This window comes from Streptococcus sp. HMSC062D07 (assembly GCF_001814215.1).
Classification (GTDB): domain Bacteria; phylum Bacillota; class Bacilli; order Lactobacillales; family Streptococcaceae; genus Streptococcus; species Streptococcus infantis_I.
This window is the reverse complement of record NZ_KV815325.1, coordinates 150,537-166,287: the sequence shown is the minus strand read 5'-3', so window position 1 is coordinate 166,287 and position 15,751 is coordinate 150,537. Positions and strand designations below refer to the sequence as shown.

Here is a 15,751-nt window from a genome sequence, read left to right as displayed (position 1 = left end):
AAAATCAAAAGAAAGAGATTTGTAATGGAAACTTACTACAAAGCCATTAACTGGAATGCCATCGAAGATGTCATCGATAAATCAACATGGGAAAAACTAACTGAACAATTTTGGTTGGATACACGTATTCCCTTATCTAATGACTTAGATGACTGGAGAAAGTTATCAAATCAAGAAAAAGACTTGGTAGGAAAAGTCTTTGGCGGTTTGACACTTTTGGATACCATGCAGTCTGAAACAGGGGTAAATGCTCTTCGCTCTGATATTCGTACTCCTCACGAAGAAGCTGTTTTTAACAACATCCAATTCATGGAATCTGTCCACGCTAAATCTTATTCTTCTATTTTCTCAACCTTGAATACCAAGACAGAAATTGAAGAAATCTTTGAATGGACTGATACAAACCCATATCTTCAGAAAAAGGCACAAATCATCAATGAGATTTACCTTAACGGAACACCACTTGAAAAGAAAGTGGCTAGTGTATTCCTTGAAACCTTCCTCTTCTACTCTGGTTTCTTCACTCCACTCTACTATCTAGGAAATAACAAGTTGGCAAACGTTGCTGAAATCATCAAACTCATCATTCGGGACGAGTCAGTTCACGGAACATATATTGGTTATAAATTCCAACTTGGTTTTAACGAATTACCAGAAGAAGAGCAAGAAAAATTAAAAGACTGGATGTACGACCTCCTCTACACTCTTTATGAAAATGAAGAAGGTTATACAGAGAGTTTATATGATGGTGTTGGTTGGACTGAAGAAGTGAAAACATTCCTTCGCTACAACGCCAATAAAGCTCTTATGAACCTAGGACAAGATCCTCTCTTCCCTGACTCAGCTGACGATGTAAACCCTATTGTTATGAATGGAATTTCAACTGGTACATCCAACCACGACTTCTTCTCTCAAGTTGGTAATGGATATCTACTTGGTGAAGTTGAAGCTATGCAGGACGATGATTATAACTACGGATTAGACTAATTAAGAAATATAAAAACATCTGAGTTAAAAACAAACACAGATGTTTTTTGTTTTTGTTTATTTTTGTTTTGTTTAAGTTGCTTAGATGTTTAAAATATGATAAAATGATATTGGATATGGGGGTGATTCAATGCTAAAACAAGAAAAACTAGATGTGATTATAGAGATTGTCAATACAAGAGGAACCATCACAGTCAAAGAAATAATGAATCGTTTAGATATTTCTGATATGACTGCTCGACGTTATCTGCAAGAGTTAGCTGACAAAGATCTACTTGTTCGAGTGCATGGAGGCGCTGAAAAACTTCGTTCTGGTTCTCTATTAGCAAATGAACGCTCGAATATCGAAAAACAAGGTCTTCAGATTGCTGAAAAACAAGAAATCGCAAAATTTGCTGGTCATTTAGTCGAAGAAAGAGAAACGATTTTTATCGGTCCAGGTACTACTCTTGAGTTCTTTGCGCGTGAACTTCCGATAGATAATATTCGTGTGGTAACAAATAGCCTTCCTGTTTTCATTATCTTGAATGAACGAAAACTGACTGATTTAATTTTGATTGGTGGAAATTATCGAGAAATCACTGGTGCCTTTGTCGGAACCTTAACGCTCCAAGATATCGAAAGTCTTCAATTCTCTAAAGCTTTTGTTAGTTGCAATGGTATAAAAGATCATGCTATCGCTACTTTTAGCGAAGATGAAGGTGAAGTCCAAAAGCTAGCATTAAATAATGCTAATAAAAAGATCCTTCTTGCTGACCACAGTAAATTTAATAAGTTTGATTTTTATACTTTCTATAATATCTCTGATATTGATACAATTATTTCAGATTCAAAACTTAACCAAGAAACCCTAAAAACTTTGTCCAAACAAACAAAGATTATTAAATCGACACCTTAAAAAGTCTCACCAATGGTGAGACTTTTTTTCGTTATATTTACTCAATAAGGCCTGTTTCAGCTAATTTCTTGTACCAATGAGCTGATTTCTTAGGATAACGTTCTTGTGTATCAAAATTAACGTAGAAGAGTCCGTAACGTTTTTCATAACCATTTGACCAAGAGAAGACATCCATGAGTGACCAGATGAAGTATCCTTTTACGTTTGCACCATCGGCAATCGCATCAGACAGTACTTCCAAGTGTTGTTTCACATAATCAATACGGCCATCATCGTAAACAGTGTTGTCCACAAATTCATCTTTGTATCCAAGTCCGTTTTCAGTGATGTAGATTTTCTTATAGTTTGGATAATCCGCCTTCACACGCATGATCTGATCATATAGCCCTTGAGGATAGATAATCCAGTCCCAATCAGTACGAGGTACATAATCAGGAGCTACACGACGTCCAACACCTTTGATTTGGTATTTAGAGCTTCCTTTCTCCCCTTTACCGTTGTGGATGATTTCAGTTTCACCATCAAATGCTTCCATCCAATCACTCATGTAGTAGTTAATTCCAAGGAAATCATTTAGGTCTTTAGCTGCTTCAAGTGCCACAAAGTCTTCGTCTCGAAGATCCAACTCACCACCATTAACGGATAAGATGTGATTTACCGCTTCCATGGTTGCATCTGAATAGTGACCAAGGTAAGTAGCATCCAAGATAAATTTGTTGTGGATGATATCTTCCAACTCAGCAGCCCGAACGTCTGCAGGATTTTTAGGATCCAATGGATATTTAGTTGGAAGGGCGTGAACAACCCCGATTTCACCTTTGTAGCCTTTGTCTTTGTACAATTTCACTGCACGTGCATGAGAAACCATCATATTGTGGTGTGATTGGAAGACTTTCGCAAGGTCATATTGAATACCTGGTGGGAATTTACCGACCAAGTATTGACCATCTCCGATTGGGCCAATTTCATTGAAGGTTGTCCAGTAGTTGACTTCTGGGAATTCTTCAAAACAGAAGGCTGCATAATCAACGAAATGGTCCATATTCTCACGATTCAAGAAGTCCCCATTTGAGTGAAGGGCTTCTGGTGTATCAAAGTGATGGAGGGTTACAAAAGGCTCCACATGGCGTTTGTGGCATTCCGCAAATAACTTATGATAGAATTCTACCCCTTTTGGATTGACTTCACCATATCCAGTTGGGAAAATACGTGACCAAGCAATAGAAATACGAATTCCGTTTACGCCATATTCTTCAGCCAACTGTAAGTCTACCGGATATTTATGGTAGAAATCACTTGCTGGTTCAGCAGTATACCAATAGTTGTCTGCTAAGTATTTGTCCCATGCAACAGGTCCTTTACCGTCTGTATGAGTCGCACCTTCTGCCTGATAAGCTGCAGTTGCGCCACCAAAAATAAAATCTTTAGGAAGTGTTTTTGTCATTTTTTCACCTATTTCTTGATTAGATAAAATGAAAAGTGAGGGGAGAGGAGTTAGTGAGCCATCCATCTCCATCTCACTTTTTAGTTCTTATTCTTCAAATTGCTCCTGAACAAATGCCAGAGCACCTTTTCCATCACGGGTTAACTTGATGTACTGAGCACCTTCTGTCTTAGCAAGTTTGATACCTAATTTATCAGTTTCAGCTTTCATATCCTCAAAGTTTGAAGCAACTTGTGGTGCTAAGATAACCAAATCAAACTCTGGTAACATTTCACGGTGGGCTCCATAGCCACCTGCTGCAGCTTTAACAGGAACTTTATACTCTTCTGCAGCTTTATTCAAAGCATTGGCAAGAAGACCGCTTGTTCCACCACCCGCACAAAGAACGAGGACGTTTGTTTCTTCAGTAATTGTATTTTGTGCTGGTTCTACTCCAGCTTTTGCAAGAATAGCATCTGCTTTTGCAGTGTTAAAGTTTGCTGCAACTTTTTCTTTTAATTCATCATTAGCTTTACCTGAACGTTCTTCTTCAAGAATTTGTTCATCATAAACCTTGAGGAATGGATAGTAGATAGCAATATCTACTACAATTAACAATGCTGCAAGAGCGAATGATAAGAACTGGAAGTTTGTACCAAGAACAATACCAAGAGGTCCTGGTGTAGTCCATGGAAGGTTGGCAGTAAATGAGTTCATGCCAAGTGTTTCAATAAAGAACTTAAAGATCCATACGTTTGCAATTGGTGCAAAGATGAATGGGATAAAGAAGATCGGGTTCAAAACAAGTGGTGCACCAAACAAGATTGGTTCGTTTACACCAAAGAATGTAGGAACTACTGAAGCGCGTCCAATAGCACGATTTCGTTTCGATTTACATAACCACATAAACATGAATGGAACCACAAGAGTTGCCCCTGTACCACCCATAGTAACGATAAACATTTGTGTACCAGATGTAAGGATCTTATCAGCGTGCATACCTTGTTGAAGAAGGTTCAAGTTGACTTCAGCATTTGCATAAGTGATCGCTGCAATCGCAGGCTCAACGATAGATGGGCCGTGAATACCAATAAACCAGAAGAATGCAAAGGCACCGAAAATAATCGTAATACCAACATAACCGTCTGCTGCTGAGAATAGAGGCGCAAAGAATTTACCGATTGATTCTGCTACGCTTGCACCAACAAAATGACGAGCAAGTAAGTCAAGACCGTAAAGGGAAACGACAGAAAGCGTAAATGGAATAACATCTTTAAAGACCTGTGAGATATTTGGTGGAACTTCATCCGGCATTCGAATAGTAACATTATTCTTCACACAAACCTTATAGATTGCTACAGTCACAAAGGCTGCTAGAAAAGCTGAAAGCAAACCTTTTGTTCCAAGGAAACCTGTTGCAAATCCCCCTTCAATTGGGTCAGCTGCCAAGATCAATAAACCAACAATAGCAGCTAATAGAGTTGACATATAGTTGATTTGGTTGGTTTTTTCCATGCTACGGTTAACAGAGTCTGTTAATGATTTAGCAGTTGTACCCGCGACCAAGAGGGCGAGAATCCCCATTGAATAGCTATAAGGTTTCATCAAAAGAGCCACAACTTCATCAGACCATACAAATCCCCATGAATTAGGCACAAAGGCAATCAAGATAAAAATACTTGAGAATAGAATGACAGGCATTCCAGCGATAAATCCATCACGAATAGCACGAAGATAGATATTTCGAGATAGTTTTTCAAAGAAAGGCTTTCCTTTCTCAATATAGGCAATTAACTTATTCATTATTTAGCTCCTCTTTTATAAAGTTCAATTAAATGATGCATCAAATCTTTTAGCAAGATTGTAGTCATCAGGTGGTCTTGACCATGCATCATGGTCACGCTATAGGCCAAATCGTCACCTGCAGCTTCCTTTGTTAACAAGCTTGTTTGGGCATGGTGAGCCTCTGCGATGCAAGCACCGGCTTCTTCAACTAACGCATCTGCTTTAGCAAAATCACCAGCTTCAGCAGCTTTCAGAGCTTCTAAGAGTTTTGAACGAGCATCGCCAGCATAGGCAACAATCTCAAAACCTAACAGTGTTACTTCTTCTCTATTCATGATAGATTTCTCCTTATATAATTTTTAGTAAATATTATGACAATAAACGTTGAATATGTAGAACAAGGTAAACTCGTTCACTCTTATATAGGTCTACCCCAGTTTCCTGAGCAATGACTTCATAAATTTTGCTACCAATTTCAAATGCTTTTGGATATGTAGTTTTGATATGTTCTTCCATATCGAGCAAGGATTGATTATCATCCCGACTTCGATCAAGGTAATCCAAGAAATAATTTAGATGAATCATAAAACGATCGTAGAAATTATTATTTTCATGGGTTCTTTGAATGTCATAGCTCCTGAGAAGACTCTCAACCTTCTTTATGATTTCCTTTCTCTTATCAATAGCTTCTGCAACTTCTACCTCATTCTCACCCTCGGCATTAATAAAGTGGTAGGCTATTCTTTTTATTTCATCCTTTGGTAAATTACCAGATAGTTTAATATTATAGATTTCAAAAGACTCTTGAGCTATTTGAAAAGCAATAGGATACTCCTTTGAAATATCAGGTAAATTACTATCCTTATAACGTCCTTGGCTAATCGCTTGATAAGAACAATAGATATGGTCTGTTAAGGTTACGTAGAGGTACTCTTGAACAGGATATTGGTATTTTTTTGAAAGATTATCGATAATTTCATAAGTAACGGTAATAAAGTCTAACGGAACATCCTTGAGTAGAGTCATAAAATTTTCTCGAGATTCTTCAGTCTTCATCCGAAAGACTTTTTCAACCTGATCCTCAGAAATCAAATCTCCCTTCTTCTTACCAAACGAAATACCCTTACCAACTACAATCAACTCCTCTCCCTTGCTATTCCGCACAAGAGAAACATTGTTATTCATTGGATTTAATATCCGATACATGTCGACCTCCTTGTTCAGTCATTTAAGAGCTAGAGCATAAAAAATGACCACAAATGACCCTGAAAATAAATTTCTGAGTCATCTGTGATCATGCCTAATATTACTTAGTAACACTCACTCTTATTAACTTGTGACTTAAGTATAGCACAAGATTTTTGTTTTGTAAACCTTTACATATAACTTTTTTTAAAAGTTTTTTAGCTGGGTTTTAGAACATAAAAAGGGTGGAAATTTACACACGTTCGGTCCATGAAGTTGCTGTTGTTTTAAGAACTTTGTTGAGTTCATCGATGTTCTCAAAACCAGTCGTACGAAGCCATTCGCGAGCAGCTGCTTCACCGTCTTTGATATAAGCTTCAACTGATCCAGCCCATGTTGCACGTCCACAAAGAACTCCATTGAAGTTTGCACCTGATTCGTGCGCAAATACAAGAGTTTCTTGGAAGAGCTTAGCTGATACACCTGCACTCAAGTAGATGTATGGCAAGTTAGTAGCTTCGTCTTGAGCTTTAAAGAAGTCTGCTGCTTCTTCACGTGTGTGAACGATTTCGCCATCGCCAAATCCTTCAACGTATTTCACGTTAACTGGAACTTCTACTTTCAAGACATCGATGTTAAAGCGTGGGTCTGAGAAGACCTTCATAGCACCGATAACCTTGCGTGGTTTTACTTTAGCGTATTCTGCAGAACCTGCGTCCGCAATCTTTTCATCGTAAGCCAAGATTTCAAGGAAGAATGGAATATCTTCAGCTACACACTCAGAACCAATACGTTCAATGTAGGCTTGTTTTTGTTGGTTGAGTTCGTCAGAGCTATCTACGTCATAGTAAAGCAAGAATTTAACGGCATCTGCACCTTGTTCTTTGATACGTTTTGCAGACCAAACGTCCAAGCAGTCTGGCAAGCGTTTTGTACTTGTTGTATCGTATCCTGTTTTCTCGTAAGCAAGGAGAAGACCTGCATTTGGATCAAGAGCTTTTGTAGCTGGAAGTCCGTACTCAGGGTCAAGTAGCATAGATGAAGCATATTTAGTCAATTCATCTGCTACCAATACTTTAAGTTCTTCCATTTGAGCAACTGTTGGCTCTTCTGTTTGATATTGAGCCATGAGTCGTTTCAAAGCACCACGTTGGTCAAAGGCGAGAGCTGAGATGATACCATTCTCATCAGAGAGTTTTTGCATACAAGCGCGTTTATTTTCTGTTAAAACCATTTTATACCTCTTTTACAATTAATTGGTCATAGAGACCTTGATAGTTAGCCATATTGACATGACCGGTCATTTTTTCTTGAGCATTAAGCATACCTAGGACATTTGCCTTGATCAACAGTTCTTGATCCGTTTCTCTATGGAAAAAACCTGAAGCAATACCTGCCACTGTAGAATCTCCAGAACCGACTGGATTTACTACTTGAATTCTTGGAATATCTACTTTGTAGAAAGTGTTACCGTGTTTGGCAAAGGCACCATTAGCGCCTAAGGAAACGATAATCCACTCGATTCCATCAAATAGTGGTTCTTGAAGGACTTCTTTTAATTCATCCAAATCTTTAGAAATTTCTCTTCCCAAAAGTTGAGATAATTCTTCATTATTTGGTTTGATAACTGTTGGCTTATGTGGAGATTCAAGAACCGCCTGAAGTGAAGCTCCTGAACAGTCCAAGACAACAGGTTTACCAGCTTGGTTAGCAAGTTCAACCAGACTAGCATAATAATCCACTGGAAGTCCTGCAGGTAGACTACCTGAAATAGCCACTACCTCTACAGTCTCTAAAAGTTCTTTGAAATGAGCCAAGAAATCTTGACCTTCTTTTTCTTGAACTTCAGGACCTTTTTCTAGGATTTCTGTTTGGTTTTCTCCATGTAGAATTGCGATACAGTTACGGGTTTCACCTTGAATAGAGAAGAAACGTTTGCTTACTTTATCATCAATATTTTCTACTAAAAAATCACCAAGTTTACCACCGACAAGTCCTGTTGCGACTACGGAGTCACCAAATTCCGATAGGACACGAGTAACGTTAAGACCTTTACCACCAGCCGTTTTAGTGACATCCACCACACGGTTGACAGTGTCGATTTTCAGTTCATCCAAAGGATAGGAAATATCAATGGATGGGTTCATTGTGACTGTTAAAATCATAAGTCACCTCTTAGTCGTGGTATTCACCACGATCCCATTTTTCAAGGAACTCTGTAAAGAAGTTGGCATCCGTTTGATGATCGTTATGAGTTTCAACGTGTTGGATTTTAGCGATCAATTTTTTGTTTTCTTCTGATGGTTTGTATTCAGCGTTGATGAAAGCTTCAATGATATCACACATGAGCAATTCACCAGTGATTTTACCACCAAATCCGATTACGTTGGCATTCAATTGTTCTTTTGCATATAAAGCTGTTGTCATATCGCGAACCAAAGCAGAACGAACACCAGGAACCTTGTTAACAGCATTATTGATACCTACACCAGTACCACAGATACATACACCAAGATCAGCTTGGCCACTAACTACTGCTTCACCAACTTTTTTACCAAAGATTGGATAGTGGGTACGAGCGTGGTCATAAGTACCAAAGTCGATGACTTCATGTCCTTTTGATTTCAAAAATTCTGAAACAGCCATTTTTTCATTTGTTACGATGTGGTCACATCCGATTGCAATTCTCATTTTATCTTACCTTTCTTTCAATATCAAAATTAGCACATTTTATTCAACATGTCGACACGGATTTGGTGACGACCGCCGTCGTATTTACCATTTACAAAGCCTTTAGCAATGTTTTTAGCTAATTCATCACCAACAAGTTGAGCACCCATCGTAATCATACGTGAGTTGTTGTGACCTCGAGTCATATAAGCTGAACGTTCATCAGATACTTCTGCAGCAACCATTCCTTTGATTTTAGTAGCAACCATAAACGGACCTGCACCATAAGCATCAATGACGATACCAAGGTTTTGTTCTTCTTTCTTAACTTCTTCCGCAACTGCTAGAGTTACATCAACAAAGTCTTGACCTTCTGCTGTAACATCCACTACGTGGAAGTTTTCTTTTTCCAAGAAGTCTTTTACAACTTCTTTCAATCTTAAACCTGCAGCATCTGCACCAATAACAATAGCCATATTGTATACTCCTTTTTTATAAAAGACCAGTAAAACTTTCTGATTCTAGCCTAAAAGAGACCTTTCTCAAATAGTTACTAGTAGTTTTGTTGACAATAATTTAAATTAAGAACAAATATCTTATTTGTTTCTTAATAAGCTTTCTTCAGAGAAAAGCCAGAACAGTAATCTTGTTAAAATAAACACAAATTGTTCTTTATAAACATAATATACTACTATTAGTTGGAAAAGTCAACAATTTATGTTTGTTTTTGTTTATTTTTTATAGAATCTCGATATCAAAGCCAATCTGGTCAAAATCACTAGGTTTTATAATCTTAACATCTTTCTTATCTTCCAGTCTATCTCCTTCTTCTATTGAAGTAGACAAACCTGACCATGGTTCCAAGGCAATAAAAGGACCTTTATTAAGAGTTGACCATACGATTAAATTTGGAAACTCTTTAAAATCTAGTTTCAAACCTTTATCATGTTTTCGTGAACGCAAAGCTACTGTGCGAGATTCTAACTCATCTAATGTCACAGCATCATAGCTAAAGAAGTCATAATTCAAGTCTATTTCTTTTTGATTGTTTAACCAAGAACTTCTATCTTTGAAATCTAACATTCCTGTTTCTGGGAAAGGTTTTGGAACTGTACATGTTTCTGGCTTTTCAAATTCAAGATAGTAATCTTCATATACCTCGTCATCTAGTAAAGGACAGTTAAAACCAGGATGCCCACCAATAAAGTATGGCATCGATTTTTCAGCTTCTTTATTATAGATTTTATACTGAGTACGTATGGTTTTCCCAGTCACTGTATAAGTGATTTCTAAACGAAAATGATAAGGGTAATTTGCATACATTTCTTCATCATCTTCAATAGCAAATGTAACAGAATTATCTGTTTGTTCGACTAATGTAAAATCTTTTTTTCTTACTAAGCCATGTCGAGGGATTTTTCCTTTTACTTGACTACCATCTTCCTTATCATAAAGGACCGTATCATTTCTTACTGAACCACATATTGGGAATAATACGGGTGCTTGCCCACTCCAATAAGTTGGATCCCCCTGCCACAAATACTCTACGCCTTCCTTGTCTTTTATGGAAGAAAGGGCGCCTCCAAGCGTTTGAAACTCAACATTTAATTGATCTGATTTTAATACAATCATAAGTCTTACCTCCAATTCTCTAAAAAAACTAGGCTGACTGCTCCATAGTGGAAACTGACAACCTAGTTTTTACAATTTACATTTTTAGGAGCAAATTATTTTGCGTTTGCTGCGTATTCTTCATTACGTTTGATCATTTGTTTTCTGTACCATGCAAAGATACCAACGTAGAATACAAGGAATACTAATGCGCCAAGGATAGCTTTGATATCACCAGTTGTAGCGTTACCGATTGCCCAACCAAATAGTTTTTCGATTGGTCCTTCAAGAGTTGAGTGAGTAATCAATTGTGATTGGTTCACACCTTCTGGGAAGGCACCTACACCTTTAGCAAGTTCAGTTGCGAATGGTGCGATAAGTGTACCTGAAAGAAGGAAGAGTGGCAACAAGAGAGTTCCGAAGATAATCATACGGAGCAATTTACCACGAGTAACTACCAAGAGAGCTGGAGTTACACCCATAGCGATGATACCAGCAAGTGGCAAGATACCATTTCCGACATTTGAAAGAAGCACTGCTTCAACCAACATGATTGGTGCAAGTACGTTAGCACAAGCCCAGATTTCAGCACGACCAGCGATAAATGGCCAGTCAAGACCGATGTTGAATTTACGTCCTTGAAGACGTTTAGTAGCAACGTTTGTAATACCTTGTGAAAGTGGTTCTACGGCTGCGATGAACCATGAACCGATCAATGAGAAGAGCTCCAAGCAGACACCGGCAGTCAAACCAAGTGACAACCAACCTTTAATAACAAGTTCCCATGAAGATGCATCTTCTACTCCAGCAACTGGATGTGGAGTACCCATCAAACCGATAACGATACCTAGGATGAAACCGATGAAGAATTTAGATCCCCAGAAACCGATTCGTTTGTTCAATTTAGCAGCGTCAAAGTCGTATTTATCAAGACCTGGGAAGAATTTATCAAAAATCTTATCCAAAACCATGATAACTGGGTTCATCATGTAGTTCATGTGAGTTGAAGTCATTGGTGATGAACTTGGTGCGTTAAGAAGGTCATCAAATGTTGGTTTCATCAAGTCAGAGTTGATGATTTTAAGAACCCCAACAAGAACAACTGCTGCAGTCGCGATGAAGAGTGAAACTCCTTGGCTAACTCCATTGTTGTCAGCGTACCATTTGATCAAAAGACCTGTGATAGACAAGTGCCAGATATCGAAGATATCAACGTCAAGTGTATCAGTTTTCTTTATTGCAAGCATGACAACGTTGACAATCAACATAACTAGCAAGAAGTAAAGTGTCCAAGCAGAACCCCAAGTGATTGTAGCGAGTGGTGCCCAACCAACGTCGGTGATGTTCAATTGAATACCAGTATTTTCAACGAATTTTGCAAGTGAAGCTGAGAAAGCTCCATTAAGCATACCGATGATAGCACCGATACCAGTAAGCGCGATGGCAAGTTTGATACCACCTTCAAGTGCTTTGGAGAATTTCACTCCGAAAAGCAAGGCCAATACTGTCAAAATGATCAGCATGATGATTGGGCCACCCATAGCCAAGATTGGTTTAAAGAAATCGTTGGCTAGATTGATAATGAAATCCATAATTTTTCCTCCCTTTATTTTTATGGAAAATTACAAAATAATAATTAACTTAATCCGTGTTCTTTGATTGCTGCTTCAATATTGTCATAGACCGGAGCGCTCATTGCTGGAATACGGAATAAGATAGGTCCAGCTTCTACTACTGGGATACCAGGGTCAAAACCTAAGTCTGTTGCAGCAATTGGTGTGAAGATATCATAACCTTTAATCAAGTCTTCATTGACATCTTTTACCATAACTGCGTCACACTGTACGTCGTATCCACGGTTAGATAGCTCCTCTTCTAGAGCGCTTTTAATTTGGTGGCTTGAGTTAACACCTGCACCACATGCAGCAAGAATTTTAATCATTTGGATTTCCTCCGATTTTTATTTACTATTAATTTATGAATTTAAGCAGTTGTTTCTGAGATATACTGGAACAAAGCTTCTGGTTCTGTAATCTTAGAAAGTGCTTCTAGATGACCATTACCTGTAAAGAAGTCCATCAATTGAGCAAGAATATTTGTTTGACTCGAACTTGAATTATTGATGATAAAGAAGAGTAATGATACTTCTACTTCCTTGTCAGGAGCAATCATGTTGTGGAATGTTACTGGTTTCGCTAAGCGAACCACAACAACGTTTTCAGTTAAATTATGAATCGTGTCTGTGTGAGGGATTGCTACATTCGGCAAGTCCTTCCCAAGAAATTCCATATCTAAACCGGTTGGGAACATTTTTTCACGTTCAATCAATGCCGATCGATAGGTATCCGTAACAACTTTCTTTTCTTCTAATAGGGTTGCAACTTGATCAAATAGTTGCTCTTGATTATCTGCTTCTAAACAAAAAACTAAGTCTTTGCTGAAGAAATGATCTAATCCCATGACCTTCTCCCTTCATATTTAACTTTTATGATACAAGTATATCACTATATGAAACCGTTGTCAATATTTTTTTGTTGTATTTTGTTTGATTTTTATTTTTTTTGTTTGATTTTAAACAGCAAATAATTTTAAATAGTTTTGAAAAAAGATAGAAAAAAACAGGACATACATCCTGTTTTTTTTATATTAATTATTTTTCGTAGTCCAACTTTGTTCAATCAATGGAAGCATATCCTTTAAAACTTCAGGTGTTCCTTCTAGAGAAACGTATCTAAACTTACCATCGTCTGATTTAAAGATCCAGATCACTAAATATTTACCATTTTTAGCAATACAGTTTACGACATAGGCGTCATAACCACCAATTTTTGACTTAGATCCCCAAACTTTAGAGAAATCCTTGCTTTGTTGTTTAGTTTGATAAACACTAGTAGAGACTTGAACAGCATCAAGAGCAGCATATTCACTTTCACTAACACCAAGGTGCTCTGGTTTAAAAGTATTTAGGGTTACGATATTGATGTCCGTTCCATCACAGTACTGAATATCATCACCACCCTCAACTTCTGTAAAATGAATCCATGATTTTGGCACTTTTACGTAGCCATAAGCATCTGACCCAATTACCTGTGTATCTTTAATTGTCGATTCGGCTACAGTTGTTGTTTCTTGAGCTGTAGTAGTTTCCTGGACTGTTGTTGTATCTGAGGCTACTTCTTTCTTAGTTTTTGAAGCATTACAAGCAGCAAGAGTTAAGCAACACACTAAAAGCGTAGATAAGCTGACGATTTTTTTCATGATCCTTCTCCTTTCACTTCTATTCTAATGAAAGAAAAGATAAGTGTCAAAAGATAACTGTATTAGGAATCAATTATTCTTCATCCATACTCAAGACACTTAGGAAGGCTTCTTGAGGAACTTCTACTGATCCGATAGCTTTCATGCGCTTTTTACCAGCTTTTTGCTTTTCAAGAAGTTTACGTTTACGCGAAACATCTCCTCCATAACACTTGGCAAGAACGTTCTTACGAAGAGCTTTGATATCTGTACGAGCTACAATCTTGTGTCCAATAGCTGCTTGGATTGGAACTTCAAATTGTTGACGTGGAATGATTTTCTTGAGTTTATCAACGATGAGTTTTCCACGTTCATAAGCAAAGTCCTTGTGAACGATAAAGCTGAGTGCATCAACCTTGTCTCCATTGAGAAGGATATCCATTTTCACTAGCTTAGATGGACGATACTCTGACAATTCATAGTCAAAGCTTGCGTATCCACGTGTTGAAGATTTGAGCTTGTCAAAGAAATCAAAGACAATTTCAGCAAGTGGAATTTGATAGATAACATTGACACGATTATCATCAATATAATCCATTGTTACAAAGTCACCACGTTTGCGCTGAGCTAGTTCCATTACTGCTCCTACGAATTCTTGTGGTACCATGATTTGTGCTTTAACATAAGGTTCTTCAATGGACGCAATTTTGGTTGGGTCTGGAAACTCAGATGGATTCGATACATCCATAGACTCACCGTCAGTTTGATTGACCTTGTAGATAACGGATGGTGCAGTCATGATCAAGTCAATGTTGAACTCACGTTCCAAACGTTCCTGAATAACATCCATATGAAGAAGGCCAAGGAAGCCACAACGGAAACCAAAACCAAGAGCTTGCGATGTTTCGGGTTCAAACTGAAGACTAGCATCGTTCAACTGCAATTTTTCAAGGGCTTCACGAAGGTCATTGTATTTATTTGACTCGATTGGATAAAGACCTGCGAAAACCATCGGATTCATCTGCTTGTATCCAGATAGGGGTTCTGAAGCCGGGTTTGCCGCCAAGGTAACTGTATCACCGACACGAGTGTCTTGAACAGTCTTGATAGATGCTGCAATATAACCAACGTCACCTGTCGCAAGGAAGTCACGTCCTACTGCTTTGGGTGTGAATATTCCGACCTCAGTAACATCAAAGGTTTTACCATTGCTCATGAGCTGAATCTTATCACCTGGCTTAACAACTCCATCCATGACACGAACTTGGAGGATAACGCCACGATAAGCATCGTAAACTGAGTCAAAAATCAAAGCTTTTAATGGTGCTGATACATCACCAGTTGGTGCTGGAACTTTTTCTACAATTTGCTCTAAAATATCTTCAATTCCAATCCCAGCTTTTGCTGAAGCTAATACAGCCTCACTAGCATCCAGACCGATGACATCTTCAATTTCTGTACGCACGCGCTCTGGATCTGCAGCAGGCAAGTCAATCTTGTTAATAACTGGAAGGATCTCCAAATCATTATCTAAGGCAAGGTAAACGTTAGCTAATGTTTGAGCCTCAATCCCTTGAGCAGCATCAACGACCAAAATTGCGCCCTCACAGGCAGCTAGAGAACGTGATACCTCATAAGTGAAGTCCACGTGTCCTGGTGTGTCAATCAGGTGGAAAATATAGGTTTCGCCGTCTTTGGCAGTATAATTAAGCTCGATGGCATTCAGTTTGATAGTAATCCCACGCTCTCTCTCTAGGTCCATACTATCAAGAAGCTGAGCTTGCATTTCACGACTAGAAACCGTCTCTGTAGCCTCCAAAATACGGTCTGCCAATGTTGACTTCCCATGGTCAATATGCGCAATAATGGAAAAGTTTCGGATCTTCTCCTGACGTTTTTTCAATTCTTCTAAATTCAAGATTCTCTTCCTTTCAGGGTATCTATTAATTATAAAT

The 15,751-nt window shown here is 38.2% G+C and carries 16 protein-coding genes; 2 read left to right on the top strand and 14 right to left on the bottom strand.

Translation table 11 applies throughout. The features are described from left to right. Positions 1 to 24 precede the first annotated feature (24 nt). Positions 25 to 987: a class 1b ribonucleoside-diphosphate reductase subunit beta gene (gene nrdF, locus HMPREF2957_RS02975; RefSeq protein WP_070677402.1), complete on the top strand. Its 963-nt coding sequence runs from the start codon at positions 25 to 27 to the stop codon at positions 985 to 987. A gap of 130 nt (positions 988 to 1,117) precedes the next feature. Then, on the top strand, positions 1,118 to 1,885 hold the full coding sequence (locus HMPREF2957_RS02970) for a DeoR/GlpR family DNA-binding transcription regulator (protein WP_070677399.1): 768 nt from the start codon (positions 1,118 to 1,120) through the stop codon (positions 1,883 to 1,885). 37 nt (positions 1,886 to 1,922) lie between these two features. Here HMPREF2957_RS02970 and lacG read toward each other — a convergent pair whose 3' ends face one another. From lacG to lepA, 14 genes are all read right to left on the bottom strand, one after another. Further along, positions 1,923 to 3,329: a 6-phospho-beta-galactosidase gene (gene lacG, locus HMPREF2957_RS02965; protein WP_315940884.1), complete on the bottom strand. Its 1,407-nt coding sequence runs from the start codon at positions 3,327 to 3,329 to the stop codon at positions 1,923 to 1,925. Between the two features lie 87 nt (positions 3,330 to 3,416). Further along, the gene (locus HMPREF2957_RS02960) at positions 3,417 to 5,111 is read right to left on the bottom strand and encodes a lactose-specific PTS transporter subunit EIIC (RefSeq protein WP_070677394.1); all 1,695 of its coding nucleotides are present in this window, start codon (positions 5,109 to 5,111) and stop codon (positions 3,417 to 3,419) included. Further along, positions 5,111 to 5,428: a PTS lactose/cellobiose transporter subunit IIA gene (locus tag HMPREF2957_RS02955; protein ID WP_006152303.1), complete on the bottom strand. Its 318-nt coding sequence runs from the start codon at positions 5,426 to 5,428 to the stop codon at positions 5,111 to 5,113. The genes HMPREF2957_RS02960 and HMPREF2957_RS02955 overlap by 1 nt, the downstream gene beginning before the upstream one ends. A 34-nt stretch (positions 5,429 to 5,462) precedes the next feature. Next, complete coding sequence (locus tag HMPREF2957_RS02950) at positions 5,463 to 6,299, bottom strand: PRD domain-containing protein (RefSeq protein ID WP_070677391.1); 837 nt, start codon at positions 6,297 to 6,299, stop codon at positions 5,463 to 5,465. Positions 6,300 to 6,531: 232 nt separating this feature from the next. After that, positions 6,532 to 7,512, bottom strand: coding sequence for a tagatose-bisphosphate aldolase (gene lacD, locus HMPREF2957_RS02945; protein ID WP_006148581.1), 981 nt, complete (start codon positions 7,510 to 7,512; stop codon positions 6,532 to 6,534). A gap of 1 nt (position 7,513) precedes the next feature. Beyond that, the gene (locus tag HMPREF2957_RS02940) at positions 7,514 to 8,443 is read right to left on the bottom strand and encodes a tagatose-6-phosphate kinase (RefSeq protein WP_049496385.1); all 930 of its coding nucleotides are present in this window, start codon (positions 8,441 to 8,443) and stop codon (positions 7,514 to 7,516) included. A gap of 10 nt (positions 8,444 to 8,453) precedes the next feature. Further along, complete coding sequence (gene lacB / locus HMPREF2957_RS02935; RefSeq protein WP_001216925.1) at positions 8,454 to 8,969, bottom strand: galactose-6-phosphate isomerase subunit LacB; 516 nt, start codon at positions 8,967 to 8,969, stop codon at positions 8,454 to 8,456. 29 nt (positions 8,970 to 8,998) lie between these two features. Beyond that, on the bottom strand, positions 8,999 to 9,424 hold the full coding sequence (lacA, locus tag HMPREF2957_RS02930; protein ID WP_006148584.1) for a galactose-6-phosphate isomerase subunit LacA: 426 nt from the start codon (positions 9,422 to 9,424) through the stop codon (positions 8,999 to 9,001). Between the two features lie 262 nt (positions 9,425 to 9,686). Then, positions 9,687 to 10,580, bottom strand: a complete 894-nt coding sequence (locus tag HMPREF2957_RS02925) for an aldose 1-epimerase family protein (RefSeq protein ID WP_070677388.1) — start codon at positions 10,578 to 10,580, stop codon at positions 9,687 to 9,689. 95 nt (positions 10,581 to 10,675) lie between these two features. After that, complete coding sequence (locus tag HMPREF2957_RS02920) at positions 10,676 to 12,151, bottom strand: PTS galactitol transporter subunit IIC (protein ID WP_070677385.1); 1,476 nt, start codon at positions 12,149 to 12,151, stop codon at positions 10,676 to 10,678. 44 nt (positions 12,152 to 12,195) lie between these two features. Continuing rightward, positions 12,196 to 12,501, bottom strand: coding sequence for a PTS sugar transporter subunit IIB (locus HMPREF2957_RS02915; protein WP_006148587.1), 306 nt, complete (start codon positions 12,499 to 12,501; stop codon positions 12,196 to 12,198). Between the two features lie 41 nt (positions 12,502 to 12,542). Continuing rightward, positions 12,543 to 13,019: a PTS sugar transporter subunit IIA gene (locus HMPREF2957_RS02910; protein ID WP_070677382.1), complete on the bottom strand. Its 477-nt coding sequence runs from the start codon at positions 13,017 to 13,019 to the stop codon at positions 12,543 to 12,545. Between the two features lie 186 nt (positions 13,020 to 13,205). After that, entirely contained in the window at positions 13,206 to 13,817 is a 612-nt protein-coding gene (locus tag HMPREF2957_RS02905) for a hypothetical protein (protein WP_070677379.1), read from the bottom strand. A 73-nt stretch (positions 13,818 to 13,890) separates the two neighbouring features. Continuing rightward, complete coding sequence (lepA, locus tag HMPREF2957_RS02900) at positions 13,891 to 15,714, bottom strand: translation elongation factor 4 (RefSeq protein ID WP_070677376.1); 1,824 nt, start codon at positions 15,712 to 15,714, stop codon at positions 13,891 to 13,893. Positions 15,715 to 15,751: the final 37 nt, after the last annotated feature.